Consider the following 22,060-nt stretch of genomic DNA (forward strand, 5'->3'; position numbering starts at 1 on the left):
ATATTCTATTATGTATATCATCCCAGCAATTGACGTATTGGACAAAAAAGTTGTCCGCTTAAGAGAGGGTAACTATGACGACGTTACAACATATGATATTAGTTTAGAAGCTCAAATAGAAAATTACCATGCAAATGGCACCGAACTGGTTCATATCATAGATCTAAATGGTGCCAAAGGAGATTTTAGTAATCAGGCATATTTGTTTGATATCATTCAGAAGACAGAAATGAAAATTCAGTACGGCGGTGGCGTCAGAAGTATTGAAAAGGTGAAGGAATTGGTCGACGCTGGTGTATACCGGGTTATTGTTGGCACACAAGCGATCACAAATCCTTCTTTTTTGGAAGAACTTGCAACGCTAAATGAAGGGCAGGTTAAATACGCGGATCATATTGTGATTGCAATTGACGTATTGGACGAAGTGATTAAATACTCAGGCTGGCTAGAAAGCTCACCAATTAAATTGATCGAGTATATTGATAAATGCTTAGCACTGGGATTTTTTAGGTTTCTTTGTACTGATATTAGTAAAGATGGTAAATTAGGCGGTGCAGGTGTGGAATTGTATCAAAAATTGTTAAACCATTCACCGATCATCAAATTGATTGCTTCAGGAGGTATCAGTTCGATGGATGACATTCAAAAGCTTCAGGAATTGGGCGGAGTGGAATCAGTAGTTGTTGGAAAAGCAATTTATGAGAATCGGATCTCTATCGATGAAGTCAAAGACTGGAATCTTAAATCATTAATCAGATTTTAACATGTTGGCAAAACGGATAATTCCCTGCTTGGATGTTAAAGATGGACGTACTGTCAAGGGAGTCAATTTTGTTGATCTGCGCGATGCAGGTGATCCTGTCGAACTCGCTTATGAATACTCCCAGCAAGGAGCTGATGAACTTGTATTTTTAGATATTACAGCTACACATGAAGGGCGCAAGACGACAATCGACCTCGTGAAAGCGGTGGCTCGCCAGGTGAATATCCCGTTTACAATTGGTGGCGGTATCAACGAAATCAAAGATGCCGACATGCTATTAAATGCGGGGGCTGACAAGATATCTATCAATTCAGCTGCGGTACGTAATCCGGACCTGATTAATCAAATGGCAGCCGCGTTTGGTGCGCAGTTTGTTGTGGTCGCAGTCGATACGAGATCTATTGAAGGTCAGGATTTTGTCTATCTAAGTGGTGGGCGCATCAAGACGGAGATCAATACGCTGGATTGGATCCTCGAAGCGCAAGAACGCGGTGCTGGAGAAATTTTGCTCACATCGATGGATCATGATGGAACAAAGAATGGATTTGACAACGGATTCTTAAAAGCTGTAAACGATCGCATCCATATTCCTTTGATTGCATCGGGTGGAGCAGGCAATCAACAGCATTTTGTCGATGTATTTCAACAAACCAATGTAGATGCCGCATTGGCAGCTTCAGTATTCCATTATGGAGAAATATTGGTTCCAGACCTTAAACAGACTTTACGCCATAATGGTATTGTCGTTAGATAGTAGCGAATAAAGTAGCAAAGAATAAAGGAGTAATGATAAATATTAGGTAAGCCATCTGGGCTTGCAGAATAAGAAAAATGATTAATGAGTAAGGAGTAGGAACAAAGCTTGTAAGCCCTAGGCTGACACAAGTAAGATCTAAATACTCATATCTCAATACTAAATACTAATACCATGTTAGATTTTGCAAAAAGTGACGGCCTTGTTCCAGTGATTGTGCAGGACGCTCAGACCTTGGAAGTGTTGATGCTAGGTTATATGAATGAAGAGGCTTGGCAAAAAACACAGGCTGAGAAGCGCGTGACTTTTTTCTCCCGTAGCAAAAATCGTCTCTGGACCAAAGGGGAGGAGAGCGGAAACTTTTTAAATGTAAAAAGCATCCATGTTGATTGCGATAAAGATACGGTGTTGATCAAGGCTGATCCTATGGGGCCAACTTGTCATACAGGAAGCCGGAGTTGTTTCAATACAGAATTCAATCAGAATTTTATTTTGGAACTGGAACGTATTGTAAATCATCGTTACGAAAATCCTTCTGACGAATCCTATGTTAATCGTCTGCGTTCCAAAGGGATTAATAAGATCGCTCAAAAAGTGGGTGAGGAAGCCGTTGAAACAGTTATTGCAGCCTTAACAGAAACCGAGGCTGATTTTATCAATGAGACTTCGGACCTGTTGTTCCATTTGATTGTACTGCTTCGTGAGAAGGGATTCTCTTTGGAAACAATCGCTAAGAATCTGGAAAGCAGACATCAATAATGTTGTTTTTGCCAAAAGGTCACTATAGAATCAAAGATACACTTGCTCCGAATCATGCGGATAGAATCTAAGAATCGGGCGAAGCTTTAAGGTAATATGACAAAATAGTCTTGAAAGTGCAGTATATTTGTGAATATGCTGCACTTCATTTTTTTATCGTTTTCTAACTTTTGTTTGGAGTCGGGGAACTTAAGTTGATTGGGCAGGCAGGGGCTAAGCGAAGAATAACTTTCCGGTTATCATCCGGAGAATTTGAATAGATGACTATGGATATTAAATTAAGAGCGACCTTACCGGGGCATCAAAACCCAATTTTTTGTGTAGAAAAAGGATACGATCCACATACTTTTTTTACTGGTGGTAACGATAAGGGGGTAGTTGAATGGGATATTGAAAAGAATGGCTTTAAACGTATCCTATGTGCAGTAACCTCCTCGGTGTATGCTTTAAAATTAATACCTGGAACAGCGATCCTGGTGATTGCGCAACGTGAGGGAAAGCTTCTTTTCGTGGATGTACAGGAACAAAAACTTGTAGCGAGTTTGCAGCTCGGTAATAAGGCTATCTTTGCACTTTCCCATATCCAGAAAAAAAATGAACTGCTCGCTGTAGGGGAAGAAGGACGATTGTATGTGATTGAACTTGCAACGTACAAATCTATTTACGAATTACAGCTGTCCCCAACAACGGTGCGCAGTATCGCCGTTGATGCGGATGAATCCAAGATTGCTTTGGGCGATAAAGATGGTTGGGTATATCTGTTGGATAGCCAAGACTTCCATGTCATCGAACGCAAGAAGTTGCATAGCTTGCCTACAACTTCCTTGGCTTTCCTTCAAAACCAGCTGCTAAGTGGAGGAAGAGACGCCCAGCTTGTCATTTCGGACGTGAACCAATTAAGTAATAACTTTTCCTTTGTGCCGCACTTGTTCACCGTCTATGGGATTTATCCACATCCTTTTGAACCAATTTTTGCGACAGTAAGCCGGGATAAGTCACTGAAATTTTGGTCTAATGCTGATTTTGCACTATTGAAAAATATGAGCCGTGACAAAATGCAGGACGGCCATCATTTATCCGTCAACGCGGGGATATGGTCTGAGGATGGCCAGTATTTCTTCAGTGTCAGTGACGATAAGCTTGTCAAAATTTGGGAATTACAATAGCAAGGTTTTAAAGATCTTCGTAAACAATTTACCGAAGATCCTCTTGTGATCAATATAAATTGTAAACCTGCCTTGATCACCCTGTTATTTATTGAACAGGGCAATCCAATAGCTGCACGATCTGTGACAGGTATTTTTCGTCAATTTCGTCGAAGCTATTCAATTCGCTGCTGTCGACATCAAGTACACCGATAATTGATCCCTGTTTGTATACCGGCAATACGATTTCAGACCGTGATAGCGAACTGCAAGCAATATGTCCGGGAAATTGGTCCACGTCGGGTACGATAAGCGTTTTCGCCTGCGCCCAAGCTCCGCCGCATACTCCTCTTCCTTTTTTTATACGTGTACAGGCAACGGGACCTTGAAAGGGGCCAAGAACAAGTTCGTCTGCACTATCTACGAGATAAAAACCAATCCAAAAAAAATTAAATTGTTCCTTTAACGCTGCTGCGATATTGGCTAGATTTGCAATCTGATTATTTTCTCCCTGTAGCAATCCACTTATCTGTGGAAGTAAATTTTGATATTGTTCTTCTTTGCTGCCTTTGGCAATTGATAGATCCTCAGCCATAAAAATTCGTTTTATATTCTTGTGATGATATTACACTGTAATAAAAAAGCGCTAATACCTGTTCAAAGTTAACAGAATATTAGCGCTTTCTCATGAGCAGTGTGCTATTATTTCTTTGTATTGATAATGTTTACCCGAATGTAATTGCTCCGCTTTCCGGAGGCTGTCACAACCACGGCTTTAAATACACGCTCTTTACTGTTTGGAACGCTGACTTTCACCGGGCCAGTGTATTCAAGATCCAATTCTGAGGGATCATAGTTGTCCAGGGTATAATAAATTTTTGCTCCTTCGACAGATGGTTTTAAATCCCGGATGGTATATTCTGATGCGTATACCGTCGTGTCAACGATACCATATACCTCCGGTACACGGTAGAATGTGCTTGTCTGATCGATCTTTGCCAATTGGCGCGCCGCACGTTGTTCTGAGAAGTTTTTCCAGTCTTTCTTTTCAGGTTTTGTCCAAGCGATCTCAGAAAGTGCCAACACGCGTGGTAAGATTGTGAATTCTACTTTGTTTGAAGAACCGATATATTCTGTCCAGATATTCGCTTGCACACCCAAAACGTGCTTTTTGTTGTTTTCGGAGATTTTGGTAGGCATAGGATCCGCGGTATACACTTTACGCAAGGTCGACAGACCACCAATGCTCAATGGTTCTCTATTTTGGTCAGCACCTTGTTTATGGTCAAAGTAAAGGCCATAACTATTCGCTGTGATGATGACATCGTGTCCTTGATTTGCCGCATCAATAGCGCCTTGATCTCCACGCCAGCTCATGACAGTCGCATTTGGAGCTAATCCACCCTCTAAGATCTCATCCCATCCAATAATACGTTTGCCTTTGCTATTGATGTATTTTTCCATACGTTGAATAAAATAGCTCTGCAATTCATGCTCATCTTTGAGATTGTTATCTTTGATTCTTTTCTGACAATATGGACAAGTTTTCCATCTTGTTTTAGGGCATTCATCGCCGCCGATGTGAATGTACTCGCTTGGGAACAATGGGATCACTTCGTCAATAACATCTTCCAATAGCTTGAATGTTTCTTCTTTTCCAGCACAGAATACATCGTCGAATACACCCCATGTCTGCGCTGCTGTATAGGGGCCTGGTTTATCGCCACAGCCGAGTTCCGGGTAAGCCGAAAGTGCAGCAAGGGCATGACCGGGCATTTCAATTTCGGGGATGACGGTGACATACTTTGATTTTGCATAAGCTACGACTTCTTTGATCTGGTCTTGGGTATAGAAACCACCATAAGGGGTATTATCGTAGTCACCGTCAGTCTTATAGTTTCCTGACAGTGTTTGGTTGCGGTAACCGCCGATTTGTGTCAGCTTAGGGTGAGATTTAATCTCAATGCGCCATCCCTGATCATCGGTCAAATGCCAGTGAAAAGTATTTAACTTGTAAGAAGCCAAAATATCAATGTACTTCTTCACAAATGCTACGGGGAAGAAATGACGGCCGACATCAAGATGTAGTCCGCGGTATGCAAAACGAGGCTCGTCCTGAATGGAAGCCTGTTGAATTTCGATGCTCGCCTTTTTATCGACAGGAAGCAGTTGAATCAGCGATTGCATGCCATAAAACAAGCCTGCTTCTTTTCCTTTGACCGTAATTTGATCGGAAGCAATGTTAAGTTCGTAGGCTTCTTTATTGCTTGGATTTGCATTTTTAGACGAGAAATAGATGCTATTTTTGCCCACCGATTTCACGAGGGATAAATTGAGGTTATAGTTGCTTTTTAAAAAATCCTGAAATAAAGCAGCAACTTTTTTGTCTTCATCGCTATCAAAAACAATTTTGGTGTTTCCATTGATGTTAAATGATCCATTTTTGATTTGGACGTGTTGGGGTAGAGGTACAATGTTTAATGTGACATCTTTTTTTTCCTGCGCAAATAATGCTGCTCCTAAACTTAAAGCGAGCGCAAGCGAAAATAGTTTTTTCATGTGTGTGATTATAACTGAAATAAGAAGCCCTAAAAATAAAAGAATAAATACGATTTAGCAAAACCGTATTGTAACAAATACTGTGCTTTCTTAAAGCCTCTTTAGTGCTAATTTGATCATAGCCTCCACCGAAAGACCGCTTTCTGTTTTTAAAATGGTATTCAGTACTTTCTCGGCAGCGACTTTGTTAAATCCTAACATTACCAGTGCAGATAAGGCTTCGTCCGGTATGGACTGTGACTGAATGGTGGTTGAAAGGGCGTCCCCGCCTTGCTTTTTCAATTTATCCTGAAGCTCCAATATCAGACGCTGTGCAGTTTTAGGACCTATACCTTTGATTTTTTGGATTAAGGCCACCTGACCGTTGGCAATGGCTGATTGTATTTCATCAGGCGTGTTAGACGATAAAATCATCCGGCCCGTATTGGGACCGATGCCCGAAACAGAGATCAGATTCTCAAACAGTTTTTTTTCACCTTCGGATGCAAAGCCATATAGTGTATGGGAGTCTTCGCGCACTTGCAATGAAATAAATAATTTACAGTTTTCCTGATCCTTGATTTGGGAAAAGGTATAGAGAGAGATGTGAACATAGTAGCCAATCCCACTCACGTCAATGATAACGTGAGTGGGGGCTTTATATGCTAATTTTCCATTGAAATATTCGTACATAGTATTACGAATATAGGAAGATTTTAAGCGATTCTATAAATTTTTGAGATGTGCTTGAACATCAACTACAGCAATGGTCACCATATTGACGATTTCACGTACAGAGCTATCCAATTGTAGTACATGGATCGGTTTGTTCATACCCAAAAGAATAGGACCTACAGCTTCCGCTTCACCGACTTCTTGTAAAAGTTTATAGGCGATATTACCTGATTCCAGGTTAGGGAAAACAAGTGTATTTGCCGATTGTCCATTTAAACAGCTGAATGGGAAATTGGCTGTCAGCATATCACTGTTCAGGGCGAAGTTAGCTTGCAGGTCACCATCAGCGATGATATCAGGATGTTGTTCATGTAAAATCTGTGCCGCTGCTCTTACTTTCGTTGGTGTTTTTCCTTCACTCGACCCGAAGTTAGAGTACGACAATAAAGCAATGCGAGGTTGGATATTCATGCGTTTAACAGCTTTGTCCAAAAGTAACGTGATATCCGCCAATTCTTGTGCTGTAGGATCCTCATTCACGGTTGTATCCCCCATGAAAATAGGACCTTTTTTGGTTAACATCATATACATACCTGCTACCCGGCTGCCTGGTTTAGCACCGATAACATGCAATGCTGGACGAATGGTGTTTGCATAATTTTTGGTCATACCAGAAATCAAGGTATCAGCTTCACCAAATTCAACCAAAGAAGCACCAAAATAGTTGCGGTCGAACATCAATTTGCGTGCATCGTAAAGGGAGATTCCTCTACGTTGTCTTTTATTGTAAAGGTGTTCGATGAATTTTTTTGAACGCTCTGTTTCACCATCAACCTCAGCAATCGGATCAAGAATTTCTACACCATCCAATTCGAAGGCATATTCATGGATCAAACGTTGGATTTTGTCTTTCTTTCCTAATAGAATCGGGATCGCAATACCTTCCTCTTTTACGATTTGAGCGGCACGTAACGTTTTGTAATTATCAGCTTCGGCAAACACAACACGTTTTGGATCTCTTTTAGCGGCCATTGTTAAGTTGCGCATGATCGCATCATCTTTACCAAGACGTTTACGCAGTGCATCACGGTATTTATCCCAATCTTCGATCGCCGTTTTTGCTACTCCAGATTCGATCGCTGCTTTTGCAACAGCCATAGAAACTTCTGTGATCAAACGCGGATCGGTAGGTTTAGGGATGATATACTCTTCAGAAAATTTTAAATTGCTGGTGTTGTATGCTTGGTTAACTTCTTCAGGAACGGGTTGTTTTGCCAAATCAGCGATAGCACGTACAGCGGCAATTTTCATTTCCTCATTAATTGCTGTTGCACGGACATCGAGAGCTCCCCGGAAAATGTAAGGGAAACCCAATACATTGTTCACTTGATTTGGATAATCCGAACGGCCAGTACCCATGATAATATCATTACGGGTAGCCATCGCTAAATCGTAGGCAATTTCTGGATTTGGATTGGCCATCGCCAAAACAATCGGATTAGGGGCCATAGTCAACAACATCTCTGCTGACATGACATCCGCTGCAGATAAACCAATAAACACATCGGAGCCTTTGACAGCGTCTGCTAGGGTGTGGATATCACGATCTGTAGCATATTGTGCTTTCATACTATCAAGATTTTCTCTATCCGTACGAATGACACCTTTACTGTCAAGCATCACAATGTTTTCTTTGCTTGCGCCAACGGAAATATACATGGCTGTACAGGACATCGCAGCTGCACCGGCACCATTGACAACGATTTTTACTTTCGAGATATCTTTTCCGATAATCTCACAGGCATTGATCAAGGCTGCACCTGAAATAATCGCTGTACCATGCTGATCATCGTGCATGACCGGGATATTCATTTCCTCTTTTAGGCGACGCTCAATTTCAAAACATTCAGGAGCCTTGATATCTTCCAGATTGATACCTCCGAAAGTTGGTTCCAATGCTTTTACGATTTTAACGAACTCGTCTACGTTTTTGGTGTCAACCTCGATGTCAAATACATCAATATCAGCAAAAATTTTGAACAGTAAACCTTTCCCTTCCATCACAGGCTTGCCAGCTTGAGCGCCGATATCACCTAAGCCCAATACAGCTGTACCGTTACTGATAACAGCAACGAGGTTCCCTTTTGCAGTATATTTATAAGCATCTTCTTTATTCTCGGCAATAGCCAAACACGGCTCCGCTACGCCAGGAGAATATGCCAATGATAAGTCTCTTTGCGAATTTGTTGGTTTTGTCGGAACAACAGCTATTTTACCAGGTCTACCCATTGAGTGGTAATTTAATGCTGCCTGTTTACGATTAGTGTTACTCATTACGATTTTATTAATTTTAAGGCTACAAATCTATCATTCTTTTTGACAATTGAAAATATTTGCCAATATCTTATTATAAATAGACAATAATATGTTATTTCAAAATATCAAGCAATTTAAACATTTGTTTGCGCATATTGGCGCCTGATCCCGAATAATTATTGACCAATAGTGTAAAGGTAAATGACTGCCCACTTTTATTGGTGTGAACACCAGTATAGCCAAGAACTCCACCAATTGTTCCACTTTTCATCTTCATGTCGTTATAGGTCGGAAGGCTTTCATAGAATACAGGATACCAATTTTGCTTTTGTGCATATTGCATGATTTTATTCATGGCTAGGGTAGTGACCCTATTTTGTGGCGAGAGTCCCGAGCCATCCATGCTATTGATCTCACCCGGTTTGATGCCCAATTTAGCATTCCAATATTTCTGTATGTAATTGGCCCCATCATCCGTGCCTGTTTTTCCGGCAGTGGTATAGGCAATAGCCTTTAATAGGGCTTCCCCATAGAGGTTGATGCTTTTTTGGTTAAACCAATAGACAATTTTATCCATGGTAGGGGACAGGTGCACATCCAGTGTTTGTTTCTGGGATATGTCTATTGAATCCATTTTCGCTCCTGTTGTGGGTGGTTGGATTGCAAGGATGCCTTGTGCGTTGAGACCTTCATTCAATTGGAAAGCCAGATCGTATGCAGGGTCGGGAGAAGCCAGCACGATGGTTTTCTTTAAATCCTGACCATAAGTACCGCGGACAAATATCTTAGTAGAATAGGGCGCTGCATAAGCATAGACGTTGTCCCCGCTGCCTGCTCTGCCTGTTGTGGTTTCATTGATAATCTGCAGATAGGGAACTTGGATCGTGTAATTAATGATTTCAGCTTTTACCCCCACTTTGGCTGCAGGATTAAAATTAATTCCAAAGGCATTTTCGCGCCAATTCAGCGATGAGATGCCCGCTCCATAATAATTGCCCATATCTGTCCAGATCCATCCCCCCGGTATCTGGTTGCCATTGTACAGCCGATCGTCAGCAATTACTGCGCCATTGATACTTCGAATTCCTGCATGCTGAATGGCCGAAATCCATTTGTTCAGCACAACATCAGCTTTGGTCTCTGGGTAACGCTCGCTACCCAATGTGGGATCGCCAGTTCCTGATACGATGATATTGCCATTCAGTACTCCATTTTCATCTATTGTACCTGTATAGTATAAGGTTGTTTTGAATTGATAATTCTTTCCCAAAAAATCCAATGCTGTGGCTGCTGTAATTACTTTCATCGTGGATGCAGTGGCCAACCCGATATTTTCATTGGCGGCATAGATGGGTTGGCCTGTCTTTCCGTCAAATACCGTGAGAGAACTTATGGCGTTCTTAAGATTTTCCTGACTTTGAAATTGATTGAATGCATCTTGGATTTTGGTTCTGGTATCCTGTGCAAATAAAGAATTCGTCACAGCCATCAGTGCGTAGGCGGATAATGCAATGGAATAAAAGGTAAATTTTTTCATCAACATGTAATTTCTTCGGACGGTAATACCGCCCGGTTATTTGATCGTGTACTGCTGGTACGATATATCAATTTATGTAAGTGTATAGCAGTTAACGCTGTTTGTTTTATTTGGCTTAAAGTTAGGCATTCGACCCTAAAAAATCCTAACTTGCATAAAATTGTATAGACGACATGAAGCATATCGAAAAATTAGCTGCTATTCGTGAAGCTATGAAGGTTCAGGGAATTGATGGATACATTATCCCATCATCAGATCCTCATATCAGTGAATATTTACCAGAACGTTATAAATGTATTTCCTGGGCATCAGGATTTACCGGTTCTGCAGGTACGTTGGCGATTACACAGGACTTTGCAGGTCTTTGGACAGACTCAAGGTATTTTGTCCAGGCCAATGAACAATTAGACGGAACGGGTTTTGAATTGGTTAAGTTGAAAGCCCAAGGTGCTGCGGAATATGCAGACTGGCTTGGTGAGCGGTTACATGCAGGAGCGAAAGTTGCTTTTGATGGAAATCTGGCGTCACTTTTGGTTGCACAAGCTGTTAAAGGTACTTTGGAACCTTTGGATATACAGGTGGACGGTCATGTTGATTTATTAGCTGATTTATGGGCAAATAGACCTGAGTTGCCTAAAGCGCCGGCCTACTTATTGCCCGAAAGCATTACAGGCCAATCTACCGGAGCGAAGATTGAAGCAGTAAGGACCGAAATGAAGAAAAATCGGACTGATGCACATTTAATCTCTTCGTTAGACGATTTAGCATGGTTGCTAAATATCCGTGGGCAGGACGTACCCTGCAATCCGGTCGTTTTGGGATTTGTATTGATAACGGTCAATACGGCGACCCTCTACATCGAACGGTCAAAGTTGAGCGCAGACGCGATAGCCGAATTAAAGGGCTATGGCGTTGAAATCGCTGCATACGAGGATATCTATAAGACTATTGCGACATTATCAGCGAATGCTATCTTAATTGATCCAAAACGTACCTGTTTTGCTGTATTTGATAGTGTACCTGAACATGTTAAAATCATAGAGAAAATAAACCCTTCTACGAACTTAAAAGCAGTTAAGAATAAGATTGAAATTGAAAATAACAGGCGTACGTTTGTAAAAGACGGTGTTGCGCTTACAAAGTTTTTTAAATGGTTGGAAGAAAATGTTGCCAGTGAAGAGCTTTCTGAGTTGTCAATTGCAGATAAACTGCGCGGATTCCGCGCGGACCAGGATGGATTTGTTGACGTTTCTTTCACGACAATAGCTGGGTACCTAGACCATGGTGCATTGCCACATTATTCGGCAAATGAGATATCTAACTATACTTTGCGTTCAAAAGGTCTTTTGTTAGTTGACTCCGGTGGTCAATACAAAACAGGTACAACAGATATTACTCGAGTTGTTTCCCTCGGAGGTCTTACGCAAGAGGAAAAAGAAGATTATACACTCGTTCTGAAAGGAACGATCGAAGGTTCACAGGCCGTTTTCCCTGTAGGAACGCGTGGGTATCAAATTGATGCCATCACCCGTCGTCCATTATGGGAAACATTACGCAACTATGGACACGGTACGGGACACGGTGTTGGATTTTTCTTAAATGTACATGAAGGGCCACAAGTCTTTAATGCTGCCGCAATAGATGTTGCTATTGAACCAGGAATGATTACTTCGATTGAACCGGGGCTCTACCGTGTGGGTAAACATGGTATCCGTATCGAAAATTTAGTGTTGACCCGTAAAGCAGGATCCTCCGAATTTGGTGAATTCCTGGATTTCGAGACATTGACGCTATGCTATATTGCGACCGACTTGATTGAAAAATCTTTATTGGATAAAAGGCATATTGATTGGTTGAATAATTATAACCAATGGGTATTTGATCAGCTGTCCATGCATCTTTCGAGCGAAGAGAAGAACTGGTTAGCAGAGAAATGTAAGGCTATCTAATAATTTTGATAAAATAGGAACCTGTATTTTGCCGGTTCCTATTTTATGCAACTTGGACGGCATGTGTTTGTTATTGTGTCCAGTTTCATTTCTCAGTTTTTGCTTCAATGATGTTGTGTATTATGTATCATACCATCCTATACGGTACTCAGTGAGAAACCATGGATGTTAACGGGCTCTTCTCAAAATTTTATATAATACTTCTTTGCCAAAAGGTTTCAAAATAAAACCACTTATAAACGGATAATTTACGAGCTGCTCCTGATCTTTCTGACTGGATGAAGAGCTGATGATAAAGATCTCGCTTTGACTGACAAAATCCCTTTTATCCTTTAATACTTCCATTAATTCCCAGCCTGTCATCAGGGGCATACTGATATCCACAAAGAGTAAGGCTGGTTTTGGCGATACACTGATATCGTGTGACTCCAAAAAATCCAATGCGTTTTCAAAAGGGTGGAATTCAATAGGGTAATCAGGAAAACCCTGAACTATATAGCCAAAAATGGTGCGTAAGATCGCATTGTCGTCTATAAGAATGACTTTTCTTTTATTTTCCTGATTCATTACGCTCTTTCTAAAAATTTGACGGAAAAGCCGCTTCCTTCACCTCCCTTTCACAGAACTATTGCTTTACCATGGGGTGATCTGATGTTATGTTAGAAACAAGCCAATATCCGTATTGTAAAGCATGCAATGCAAACCTCCTTAAAACACGAGGTGTCAGGACTTGTATTTAGGTAGATTGAAGCTTAGTCCATGCTAATACTTACTCTAAAATAATAAATAAATATTCAAATAGGCAACATTTGTATAAAGAGTTATTAGATATGTTATGAGGTATATCAGTTTAAATCAAAGCAACTTTGGCTGCCAAAGTTGCTTTGATTTTTTAATACCGTTTTGAGAATAGTTTAGTGTTCTGTTTTCTCCAGCCATAACCAATTAAACCAGAACGGAAGCTGCTGTTGACTTTTGTAGGTCAGGATATATTTCCCGGGTTTATCAAATTTGAATGTCCCGATGCGTTTTTCCACAAACTCTTCGGTGTAGTTATTTTCATTTGGTTCAACAACCATCTTTTTGCCGGGAGCAAAACTTCCCTTGAGTTGTTGATTAGCAAGATCAATCTCGAATGGAATATGCTCTTTGTTTGGGTTGTGGGCAGAGAGATCCAGCGCATAAGTTCCTGCTTCTGGGATAGTGACTTCCCAGTTTATCGTTGTATTTCCGGTAAGTACAGCATGAGTTGGATTTTTGCCGTTATAAGATACAATCTTTAGATTGCTATTTAGGCTATTGGTTGATTTTAGGGAAAAACCGCCAAAGGTTGATTCAGGGACCGTGTTTCTGTCCAGTTCCAAAGGGCCGTCAAAGGTCAGTTTTACCTCTGAGACATAATGATCCGGTTGGTCTCCTGGTAATTCAATATGTATTGAACTAAGTTTCTGTGCATAGTTCAGGCTTGTCAAACTGCCGCCTTTCAGCAGTGCTATACTTGCGGGCTTGGATTTGATGCCCGTAATACGAAGTTTGTGATCCAATGGCCAGTTAAATACATGCGCATATACAACTGTTTTATTTTGTTCGATTTTGGTGGTCAAATAGCCCCAGTCAAAGTGATTGTTTTTTAAGGAAAGACCAGTGCCGCCATAGATGCTTTGGCCATAGCTGTTTAACCAGCTGCCGACATTATGTAATCGGCTTACACTTTCGTAGGGGACAGTGCCATCAGCCCGGGGGCCGATGTTTAAGGTAAATCCACCATTGAGGCTAACATTGGAGATCAGTGACTGAAAAATCTGGCTTGTCGATTTCCATTCGTTTTCTTGGCCGTTATAACCCCAAGAATGAGCGATGGTACCTGGTGTCTCCCAAGGATGAGCAATAAAGTTGCTGCCAAACTGGTTGTCACCCAGTGTTTCGAAATCGACATTTTCGGCATCTGTAGGAAGGCCGAGACGTGAATTGATCAGGCAATTCGGCTGTAGCTCTCGGATTAATTTTACCACCTGGAGTAGTTGTTCTTTTTTAATAATAGATTTTTGATAAGGAATCCACATATCAAACCAAATGAGTGAAATATCGCCGTAGTTGCTCATGAGTTCACGGAGCTGTGGAACGACTTTTTCTTGCCAGTACTGGTTATATTGCGCATCTGTCACATGACCGGATAACTCCTGTTGATGGTTCCAGCCATAGGGATGTTCCCAGTCGATCCAATGTGAGTAGTAGAATCCGAGTTTCATCCCATGCTTTTTACAGGCCGCTGCGATTTCTTTGATCACATCGCGGTTAGCACCACTAAGTTTAGGTAAGCTATAAGTGCCTACTTTGGTATCCCAAAGGGCTACACCATCGTGGTGTTTGGTGGTGATGATGATGTATTTCATTCCGGCCTCCTTAGCCAGTAGTACCCACTGTTCGGGATCTATCTTATCCCAATCGAAGCGTTTGGCCAGACTGCCATATTCTTCCTTTGATACCCGGTTGCGGTAGCGCAGCCACTCCGCATAGTTATTCATATAGCGTAAGGGTTCGCCTTTCCATATCCCTTCCGCAGCGCTGTATAGCCCCCAGTGGATAAACATGCCAAAGCGGGCATCTTTAAACCAGTCTGCCTTTCCACTATCTTGTGCAAAAAGTTTGATGGAAGTGCTGAGGAGCAGTAAGGAGAAGATCGCGATTTTTTTGAGTTGTGCTATCATTAGGTTATTCGATTTTGGATTGCAAGATAAGTAAAAAAAAAGAATGCTAAATCGTATTTTTTAATATGTATATACATTTGATAGCGTGGGAAAAATTTATATTTTTATGAAAACCAAAAAAAATAGACCAATTAAACGAACTGAAGATGGGTTTACATTTTTTTAACATGATGTTAAAATTTGGATAACCCCTAATTTCTACTTTCGCCACACATTATCAATCATATGAATAAATTTCTAATTCTACCACTCGCACTTGGAATTGCCTATCAGGGACAAGCATTTCCTAACAAAAAGCCTTTTTTGTTTACTATTGGAAGTAGTGTCTTTCAGGAGCAAGTCACAGGGACAGTAGTTGCGAACAATGGCGTGCCTGTTGCAGGAGTAACAGTTAAAAACGTTCAATCAGGAAAAACAGCAATGACTGATGCACGGGGACAATTTCAATTGTCTGCCAGAAAAGGTGAAACCTTGCGTTTCAGTTTTGTCGGGTACAAGTCCCTCGATCAGCAGGTGACGGGCAATAGCCTTTCCGTGACGTTAGCCGAAGATGCCAGTCAATTGGAGGAAGTCGTGGTGGTTGGTTATGGTACACAGCGGAAGAGTACAGTTTCTGGGGCTGTTGCTGCCACGGATCTGAAAGGTACAAACAGCCGTTCAATGGCCGGAATAGGAGAAGTGCTTCAAGGGAAGACACCTGGTGTTACAGTAACAGCAGAGGGGGGAGATCCTACTTCGAAACCAAGTATCAATATCCGTGGTATGGGTGGTATCAATGGTGAACAACCGTTATACGTTGTCGATGGTGTACTCCAGGCAAGAGCTCCAGAACTCAATCCCAACGATATCCAAGATATCAGCGTATTGAAAGATGCAGCGGCCGCGGTCTATGGAGCGCGTGCCTCTGGCGGTGTTATTTTGATTACGACAAAAGGAGGTAAGAACGGTGATTTGAAGATTGATTTTGAGGCTAAGTATGGTGTACAAAAAGCACATAATCTACTGCAATCGCTGAATGCGGCAGATCGGGCAATGATCTCTAATTTGGCCGCTGATAATGCCGGTGTAGCACGCGATCCGGCTTTTGACGCTGCAAAAAATCCCGATGGGCAGATTACCCGTACCGATTGGGTAGATGAAATTTTCCGTACAGCACGTACACAGGATTATAATATATCTGCAAGCGCTGGCAATGAAAAGTCTTCTTTTTACACAGGGTTCAATTACCGAAATGCTGAGGGTATATTGATTAATACCTATACCAAGCGATATAATTTTCGTGTGAATTCGCAGACCCAGGTAACACCATGGTTGAAATTGGGCGAAAATATTTCCTACTCCTTTACCAATGGACAGGGCGCCAATACAAGCTCGGGTTATACAGGCGCAGTATTATCCGCGATTCACTATCCAAGGAATGTATCTGTTTATGATGCCGCAGGCAAGTTTTCGGGACTTCCAGAAAAATATGGTCCCGGATCTTACGGTGATGTCATCAATCCGGTAGCTTATCTGATGCGATTGGATGTCAATAATCCAGTGCACAATCTATTGATCAACCCGTATGTTGAGTTTAAATTGCTTCCCGGGTTGAGGTTTAAGTCAAATTTTGCCTATACAAAGCAATTCACTGATTTCAAAGAATTTACCGCACGAATCCCAGAGATTGGAAAACCTTCTTTGTCCAATTCACTTGCAGTCAATACCAATCGTCTGACAGATATCTTGGCTGAGCAGACATTGACGTACGAAAAAGATTTTGGTTTACACCATTTCGACGCCCTGGCAGGATACATGTATCAAAAAACGACAGAGAATTACAGTAACGTGGTGGGCGAAAATTTCGATGATGAAGCCAAAAACTACCGTTACTTAGTCAATGCCGGACGTATTAAGCCGATCGAAGATGGTAAGCTTGAGCAATCTTTAATTTCTTACCTCTTACGTGCAAACTACAATTACGACAATCGTTATATGTTGACCTTGATCGGGCGTCGGGATGGTACTTCATTGGTGGCAAAAGATAACAGATTCCAAAATTACGGTTCTATTTCTGGAGCTTGGGCAATCCATCGTGAGGCATTTCTTTCGGATTCCGAAGTAATCAATACCTTGAAATTAAGAGGAAGTTATGGTATTTTAGGTAATCTGGGATCGTTGACTTCTACGGCTGTAAGTCCGTTATTACAGCGTGTAGACAATTGGGTGGGTAAAATACCAACGTTAATGCCAGGATATGTGGAAAAAATCATGGGCAATCCTATATTGACCTGGGCGCAATCGAAGCAGACGAATATTGGTTTAGATATCGGTGTATTAAATAATCGTTTGACCCTGAATGCGGATTATTTCGTTAAGCGGACAGATCGGATGTTGATGGACATCGCATTAGCAGGGACAACTGGTATGCAGACGAAAACTGTCAATGGTGGACGTGTTACGGACAAAGGAATTGAACTCGCTGTGACCTATAGCAGCAAATCAGACGCAGCCTTCCAATATGATATTTCAGCTTCAGTCAATAAGATCTCCAATAATGTGGATTATCTAATTGATGATTTCCCTCGAATAACCTCGCAGGTAGACTATCGTGGCATCCTGAAACCTTTGTTGACCGAACCCGGTCAGCCACTGTATTCATATTATGGTTTAGAAACTGCTGGTCTTTTTAGATCCAATCAGGATGCTGAGCAATATAAAAACAGTGTTGGGACAAAAATTCAACCGAATGCCCAGGCTGGAGACATGAAATTTGTCGACCAAAACGGGGATGGTAAGATCGATGATAATGACCGTGTATTTTTGGGCAGTGCTTATCCGAATTTTAATTATGGTTTGACTTTTAACAGTAGCTATAAGAATTTTGACGTCAATATCTTTTTCCAGGGGGTACAAGGTAATAAACTATTTAACAGTTTGAAATATACCGGTTTGAATGCCGCATCCGGACAGCCTTATAACATGTTTGAGGAAATTAAGAATGCATATTCAGAGAGCAATCCAAATTCAGATATACCACGTGTGTCGGTAAAAGACCCCAATGGTAACTTCTCGAATGTGTCAGATTTCTATGTAGAAAATGGATCATATCTACGTTTAAAAAACCTGACCCTAGGCTATACGCTGCCGCGGGAGCTGACACAAAGGTATAAGGTGCAGAAGTTGAGGTTCTTTGCTTCGGCAAGCAACCTGTTTACCGTGACGAAATATACGGGAATGGATCCTGAGGTAGGAATGAACAATTATGGTGTGGATGCAGGCCGCTATCCACAATCGCGTACTTTCCTATTGGGAGCAGCTGTTACCTTTTAATTTAAAATTTGGATAGATCAAGGATTAAATAAGGGTTTAAAGTCGGGAAACGAATGGTTAGACTCGACCATCCTATGCATATTTAAATAAATACTCCAATGAAAAAAATAACTCGAACTATATGTTTTGCCCTGCTTTTAGGAAGTATGGGAATATCTTTTCAATCTTGTACCAATAAATTGGATATCCTGCCTGAGGGCGCTCCTTCAAAGGCAAGTTTTTGGAAAACAAAAGAAGATGCGATAAAAGGAGCCAATGGGCTTTATTACCTCTATGATGAAGAAGATTTCTATGGCCGTGGATTTGCGTGGTTTATGAATGCCAGTGATGATATGGTTACTGGAAGAAACAATGCGCAGGCAGAGAATATCCGTACGTTTAACAGCAATTACATCGGCGGCGGTTACACAGAGTCACAATGGCAAATGCGTTATGCCATTATCAAACAGGCCAATGATGTTTTGCGCTATGTTCCTTCAATCTCCATGGATGAAGCGTTAAAGAAACGTATCTTGGGTGAAGCTAATTTTAATGCTGGTTATATGTACTTCCAGCTGGCTGCGAATTATGCGGATGAACGAGCAGGCGTACCTATTGTCACCGTTGAAAATATGGACAACGAAAAGGCTACACCAAGAGCGGCCAATATCGAAGAAAATTATCATCATATAGAAAAGCTGCTGAAAGAGGCTGCTGATCAACTACCTTTTTTCAATGAACTGGAAGAAGCGGATTATGGCCGGGCGCATAAGGTGGCGGCATGGGCTGTGCTTTCCAAAATGTACCTGTATAAGAAAGATTATAAAAACGCCATCCTCTATGCCGATATGGTGATCAATCAAGGCAAACGTGGATTAGAGAAATCTTTTACGGATGTTTTCAAAGCAGCGAATAACTGGGGATCCGAATACATCTGGTCTGTCACAAGCACAGCAGCAGGTACCGATGGTTGGGGATCTATTTTACCGGGTGTTATGTTGACCAATGGAGCCTGGGGCCTATACAATGGCTGGGGCTACTATATGCCAACCAAAGAATTGTATGACTCCTATGAAGTCGGTGATGTGCGTCGGGAAGCAACGATTTTGAAGCCAGGGGATAAGTTTATGTTTTTTGGCAAAGAGCGGATATTTGAACCTGCAGGTTCAGCGACTTGTGATATGCAGTTCAATAAATATATGGAGCCTTTCTCGCATACGGATCCAGTAAAAACGGGGCATGTGAGTCCTAATGGGAATCATATGGCGACGGATCTAAATGTGCCTTTGATCCGTTTTGCAGAAATATTACTTATTAAAGCAGAGGCTTCGATTATGCTCAACGGTGCCGGGGCCGGAGACAAAGAACTCAATATGATCCGTAATCGTGCCAACCTTACTGAAAAAACAGGGATGAGCTTGGACGATCTGAAACGCGAACGTCGTAATGAGCTGGCAGGCGAATTTGCGGATCGTCACCGCGACTTAGTACGCTGGGGCGATGCGGAGGCAACCTATGCCAAACCACTCCATACCTATGCTATGGTGAACGGTTCAGGTATGCCAATTGAGTTTGCCGGTCGTAAGTTTGACCCGAAAATTCACCATGTATGGGCTGTGCCACGTAGGGAAGTGGATAATAGTGGAGGTCTGATTAAACAGAATCAAGGATGGTAAGATTTTCAAAAACCTCTGCAAGTAGACTGGGAGCCTTATTAATAATCGCCGGTTTGTGTGGGGCACCTGTATGGTCCTCCGCACAAACGCTGAATGAGAAGTTTGAGCAGCTGATGTTCAACCGCGACAAGGGACGGGAAGGAATAATCCACTATGCGGGGCATAGTCACAACGACTATTGGCAGCCGCAACCGTTCTATACAGCTTACTATGCGGGGATGCAGTCCATCGAGGCGGATATTTTCCTCCGTGATGGAAAACTGATGGTAGCACATGAGACAAAGGAAATCAAAATGGAGAATACGCTCAATGCGCTTTACCTGGATCCTGTTGCCAAACTATACAAAAAAAATGGAGGAAAAGCATTTGCGGATAAGTCAAAGCACCTTCAACTTTTGATTGACATAAAAGAAAATTACAAACAGCTATTGCCTGTGTTGATCAAAACACTTGAACAGTATGGTGATCTATTCAATCCGCTTAAAAATCCCAATGCTATTAAAGTAATTGTGACTGGTGGAAGACCAAAACCCGATGGGTTTAAGGACTATCCCAAATGGCTGTTTTTTGATGGTGAAGTGAATTGGAACTATGATCCTGCAAGCCTAGCGCAAACAGGGTTGATCAGTGCTGATCTGAAGGACTACACGGATTGGAACGGAAAAGGGTTGCCTGAAAATATTCCAGCGATCAGGAAAGCGATCGCCAAGGCAGATTCATTGGGGTTGCCGTTCCGTTTTTATGGAACACACGATAGCCCAAATGCTTGGCAGCAACTGATTAATATGGGCGTGTATTGGATCAATACCGATCATCCCAAGACTTTAGAATTATTTCTTGATCAGCGTGAACGTTCATCTTTCCAATTAGCAAAACCACAGGCTATCTATACCCCAAGTTTTCAATATGACGGTCAGGATCGCAAGGTGAAACGGATTCTATTGTTAATTGGAGACGGAATGGGACTAGCCGCTGTAAAAGCAGCGACATTAGCCAATGGCGGTGCACTCAATATGACACAGATCAAAACAGTCGGATTGTCACAGACTGAGGCATTGAATTCGGATAATACGGATTCTGCAGCCGGAGGGTCGGCCATCGCCGTAGGGCAGAAAGTAAATAACCGGGCCATTGCGGTAGATTCGAATGGTAAGTCACTTCCAAGCATTGCTGCGGTACTGGCTGATCATGGATGGAAAACAGGAGTAATCAGTATCGGTGATGTGACCGATGCTACGCCGGCTGTATTCTATGCACATCAGCAAGAACGGAATGAGAGTGAATCGATCTTAGGACAGTTTCAACATTCCACCATGGGTTTCATTTTGGGAGGAAAACCAGATTGGTTGAAGAAGAAAAGTGACTGGAAAGGATACGCTGGTGTTTCGGTTGAGAAGGATCAGATCAATCAAGCCGGAGGTAAGCAAATGGTGTTTCTCTCAGATGAGCTGTTGAAGCCAGTGAAAGATGGTCGCCAAATGATTTTGAAACAGTCTATGCTGGACGGCATAAAGTTTCTGTCCCGCGATAACAAGCCATTCTTTCTGATGGCTGAATCTGCGCAGATTGATTATGCCGGTCACGCAAATGATCTCAAATATTCAGTCATGGAAACATTGGATTTTGATAAAACAGTAGCGGAAGCCCTCAAGATCGCCGATCAGGATCCGGAGATGCTGGTTGTAGTAACTGCTGATCATGAAACCGGGGGAATTACATTGCTCGATTCCGACCGTAAATCAGGGCGTGTGCTAGTTAATTTTAGTAGTAACGATCATACGAATGCTTTCGTTCCGGTATTTGCTTACGGAGCTCGCTCCTTTTTATTCCGAGGAGTATACGATAATACCGCAATTTTCCACAAGCTTTTGGAAGCTGTAAAATAAAGTATTTAATTTCCTTTACATTTTCAAACCCCGTCTGTGTGTGAAGTCACAGCGGGGATTTTT

The 22,060-nt window shown here is 41.8% G+C and carries 15 protein-coding genes; 8 read left to right on the plus strand and 7 right to left on the minus strand.

The window, feature by feature from the left end; genetic code table 11:
- The first annotated feature begins 10 nt into the window (after positions 1–10).
- The 4 genes from HPC41_RS08665 to HPC41_RS08680 all read left to right on the plus strand — a co-directional run bounded on the left by HPC41_RS08665 (position 11) and on the right by HPC41_RS08680 (position 3,442).
- Entirely contained in the window at positions 11–763 is a 753-nt protein-coding gene (locus HPC41_RS08665; protein ID WP_172393640.1) for a 1-(5-phosphoribosyl)-5-[(5-phosphoribosylamino)methylideneamino]imidazole-4-carboxamide isomerase, read from the plus strand.
- 1 nt (position 764) lies between these two features.
- A complete protein-coding gene (gene hisF, locus HPC41_RS08670; protein WP_172393641.1) occupies positions 765–1,517 on the plus strand; it encodes an imidazole glycerol phosphate synthase subunit HisF in 753 nt (250 codons plus the stop codon).
- A gap of 174 nt (positions 1,518–1,691) precedes the next feature.
- Entirely contained in the window at positions 1,692–2,276 is a 585-nt protein-coding gene (gene hisIE, locus HPC41_RS08675; RefSeq protein ID WP_172393642.1) for a bifunctional phosphoribosyl-AMP cyclohydrolase/phosphoribosyl-ATP diphosphatase HisIE, read from the plus strand.
- Between the two features lie 266 nt (positions 2,277–2,542).
- Positions 2,543–3,442, plus strand: coding sequence for a WD40 repeat domain-containing protein (locus HPC41_RS08680; RefSeq protein ID WP_246250495.1), 900 nt, complete (start codon positions 2,543–2,545; stop codon positions 3,440–3,442).
- 88 nt (positions 3,443–3,530) lie between these two features.
- Here the strand turns inward: HPC41_RS08680 and HPC41_RS08685 are convergent, their stop codons facing one another.
- From HPC41_RS08685 to dacB, 5 genes are all read right to left on the minus strand, one after another.
- Positions 3,531–4,016 (minus strand): GAF domain-containing protein, encoded by a 486-nt coding sequence (locus HPC41_RS08685; RefSeq protein WP_172393644.1) that lies wholly within the window; start codon positions 4,014–4,016, stop codon positions 3,531–3,533.
- 107 nt (positions 4,017–4,123) lie between these two features.
- The gene (locus HPC41_RS08690) at positions 4,124–5,980 is read right to left on the minus strand and encodes a beta-N-acetylhexosaminidase (RefSeq protein ID WP_172393645.1); all 1,857 of its coding nucleotides are present in this window, start codon (positions 5,978–5,980) and stop codon (positions 4,124–4,126) included.
- Between the two features lie 90 nt (positions 5,981–6,070).
- Positions 6,071–6,652 (minus strand): Holliday junction branch migration protein RuvA, encoded by a 582-nt coding sequence (ruvA, locus tag HPC41_RS08695; RefSeq protein ID WP_172393646.1) that lies wholly within the window; start codon positions 6,650–6,652, stop codon positions 6,071–6,073.
- Between the two features lie 33 nt (positions 6,653–6,685).
- The gene (locus HPC41_RS08700; RefSeq protein ID WP_172393647.1) at positions 6,686–8,968 is read right to left on the minus strand and encodes an NADP-dependent malic enzyme; all 2,283 of its coding nucleotides are present in this window, start codon (positions 8,966–8,968) and stop codon (positions 6,686–6,688) included.
- Positions 8,969–9,062: 94 nt separating this feature from the next.
- On the minus strand, positions 9,063–10,487 hold the full coding sequence (gene dacB / locus HPC41_RS08705) for a D-alanyl-D-alanine carboxypeptidase/D-alanyl-D-alanine endopeptidase (protein WP_246250497.1): 1,425 nt from the start codon (positions 10,485–10,487) through the stop codon (positions 9,063–9,065).
- A gap of 173 nt (positions 10,488–10,660) precedes the next feature.
- Here dacB and HPC41_RS08710 point away from each other — a divergent pair, with 173 nt between their 5' ends.
- Positions 10,661–12,436: an aminopeptidase P family protein gene (locus tag HPC41_RS08710; RefSeq protein WP_172393648.1), complete on the plus strand. Its 1,776-nt coding sequence runs from the start codon at positions 10,661–10,663 to the stop codon at positions 12,434–12,436.
- A 168-nt stretch (positions 12,437–12,604) separates the two neighbouring features.
- Here the strand turns inward: HPC41_RS08710 and HPC41_RS08715 are convergent, their stop codons facing one another.
- Together HPC41_RS08715 and HPC41_RS08720 are read right to left on the minus strand one after the other, a co-directional pair.
- The gene (locus tag HPC41_RS08715) at positions 12,605–13,003 is read right to left on the minus strand and encodes a response regulator (protein WP_172393649.1); all 399 of its coding nucleotides are present in this window, start codon (positions 13,001–13,003) and stop codon (positions 12,605–12,607) included.
- 347 nt (positions 13,004–13,350) lie between these two features.
- Positions 13,351–15,144 carry an alpha-L-fucosidase gene (locus HPC41_RS08720; RefSeq protein WP_172393650.1) on the minus strand — a complete coding sequence of 598 codons (1,794 nt, stop codon included), beginning with the start codon at positions 15,142–15,144 and terminating at the stop codon, positions 13,351–13,353.
- A 225-nt stretch (positions 15,145–15,369) separates the two neighbouring features.
- On the opposite strand from HPC41_RS08720, the gene HPC41_RS08725 reads away from it, so the two are divergent.
- The 3 genes from HPC41_RS08725 (at position 15,370) to HPC41_RS08735 (ending at position 21,997) form a co-directional block, all read left to right on the plus strand.
- The gene (locus HPC41_RS08725; RefSeq protein ID WP_172393651.1) at positions 15,370–18,456 is read left to right on the plus strand and encodes a SusC/RagA family TonB-linked outer membrane protein; all 3,087 of its coding nucleotides are present in this window, start codon (positions 15,370–15,372) and stop codon (positions 18,454–18,456) included.
- Between the two features lie 98 nt (positions 18,457–18,554).
- Positions 18,555–20,111 carry a RagB/SusD family nutrient uptake outer membrane protein gene (locus tag HPC41_RS08730; protein ID WP_172393652.1) on the plus strand — a complete coding sequence of 519 codons (1,557 nt, stop codon included), beginning with the start codon at positions 18,555–18,557 and terminating at the stop codon, positions 20,109–20,111.
- On the plus strand, positions 20,105–21,997 hold the full coding sequence (locus HPC41_RS08735) for an alkaline phosphatase (RefSeq protein WP_172393653.1): 1,893 nt from the start codon (positions 20,105–20,107) through the stop codon (positions 21,995–21,997). The genes HPC41_RS08730 and HPC41_RS08735 overlap by 7 nt, the downstream gene beginning before the upstream one ends.
- The last annotated feature ends 63 nt before the right edge of the window (positions 21,998–22,060 follow it).

The sequence above is a fragment of the Sphingobacterium prati genome, assembly GCF_013167215.1.
Taxonomy (GTDB): domain Bacteria; phylum Bacteroidota; class Bacteroidia; order Sphingobacteriales; family Sphingobacteriaceae; genus Sphingobacterium; species Sphingobacterium prati.

Bases quoted from the DNA above. Each gene is read 5' to 3' on its own strand.
- HPC41_RS08665 (WP_172393640.1), top strand. From the start codon at position 11: ATGTATATCATCCCAGCAATTGACGTATTGGACAAAAAAGTTGTCCGC.
- hisF (WP_172393641.1), top strand. From the start codon at position 765: ATGTTGGCAAAACGGATAATTCCCTGCTTGGATGTTAAAGATGGACGT.
- hisIE (WP_172393642.1), top strand. From the start codon at position 1,692: ATGTTAGATTTTGCAAAAAGTGACGGCCTTGTTCCAGTGATTGTGCAG.
- HPC41_RS08680 (WP_246250495.1), top strand. From the start codon at position 2,543: ATGGATATTAAATTAAGAGCGACCTTACCGGGGCATCAAAACCCAATT.
- HPC41_RS08685 (WP_172393644.1), bottom strand. From the start codon at position 4,016: ATGGCTGAGGATCTATCAATTGCCAAAGGCAGCAAAGAAGAACAATAT.
- HPC41_RS08690 (WP_172393645.1), bottom strand. From the start codon at position 5,980: ATGAAAAAACTATTTTCGCTTGCGCTCGCTTTAAGTTTAGGAGCAGCA.
- ruvA (WP_172393646.1), bottom strand. From the start codon at position 6,652: ATGTACGAATATTTCAATGGAAAATTAGCATATAAAGCCCCCACTCAC.
- HPC41_RS08700 (WP_172393647.1), bottom strand. From the start codon at position 8,968: ATGAGTAACACTAATCGTAAACAGGCAGCATTAAATTACCACTCAATG.
- dacB (WP_246250497.1), bottom strand. From the start codon at position 10,487: ATGAAAAAATTTACCTTTTATTCCATTGCATTATCCGCCTACGCACTG.
- HPC41_RS08710 (WP_172393648.1), top strand. From the start codon at position 10,661: ATGAAGCATATCGAAAAATTAGCTGCTATTCGTGAAGCTATGAAGGTT.
- HPC41_RS08715 (WP_172393649.1), bottom strand. From the start codon at position 13,003: ATGAATCAGGAAAATAAAAGAAAAGTCATTCTTATAGACGACAATGCG.
- HPC41_RS08720 (WP_172393650.1), bottom strand. From the start codon at position 15,144: ATGATAGCACAACTCAAAAAAATCGCGATCTTCTCCTTACTGCTCCTC.
- HPC41_RS08725 (WP_172393651.1), top strand. From the start codon at position 15,370: ATGAATAAATTTCTAATTCTACCACTCGCACTTGGAATTGCCTATCAG.
- HPC41_RS08730 (WP_172393652.1), top strand. From the start codon at position 18,555: ATGAAAAAAATAACTCGAACTATATGTTTTGCCCTGCTTTTAGGAAGT.
- HPC41_RS08735 (WP_172393653.1), top strand. From the start codon at position 20,105: ATGGTAAGATTTTCAAAAACCTCTGCAAGTAGACTGGGAGCCTTATTA.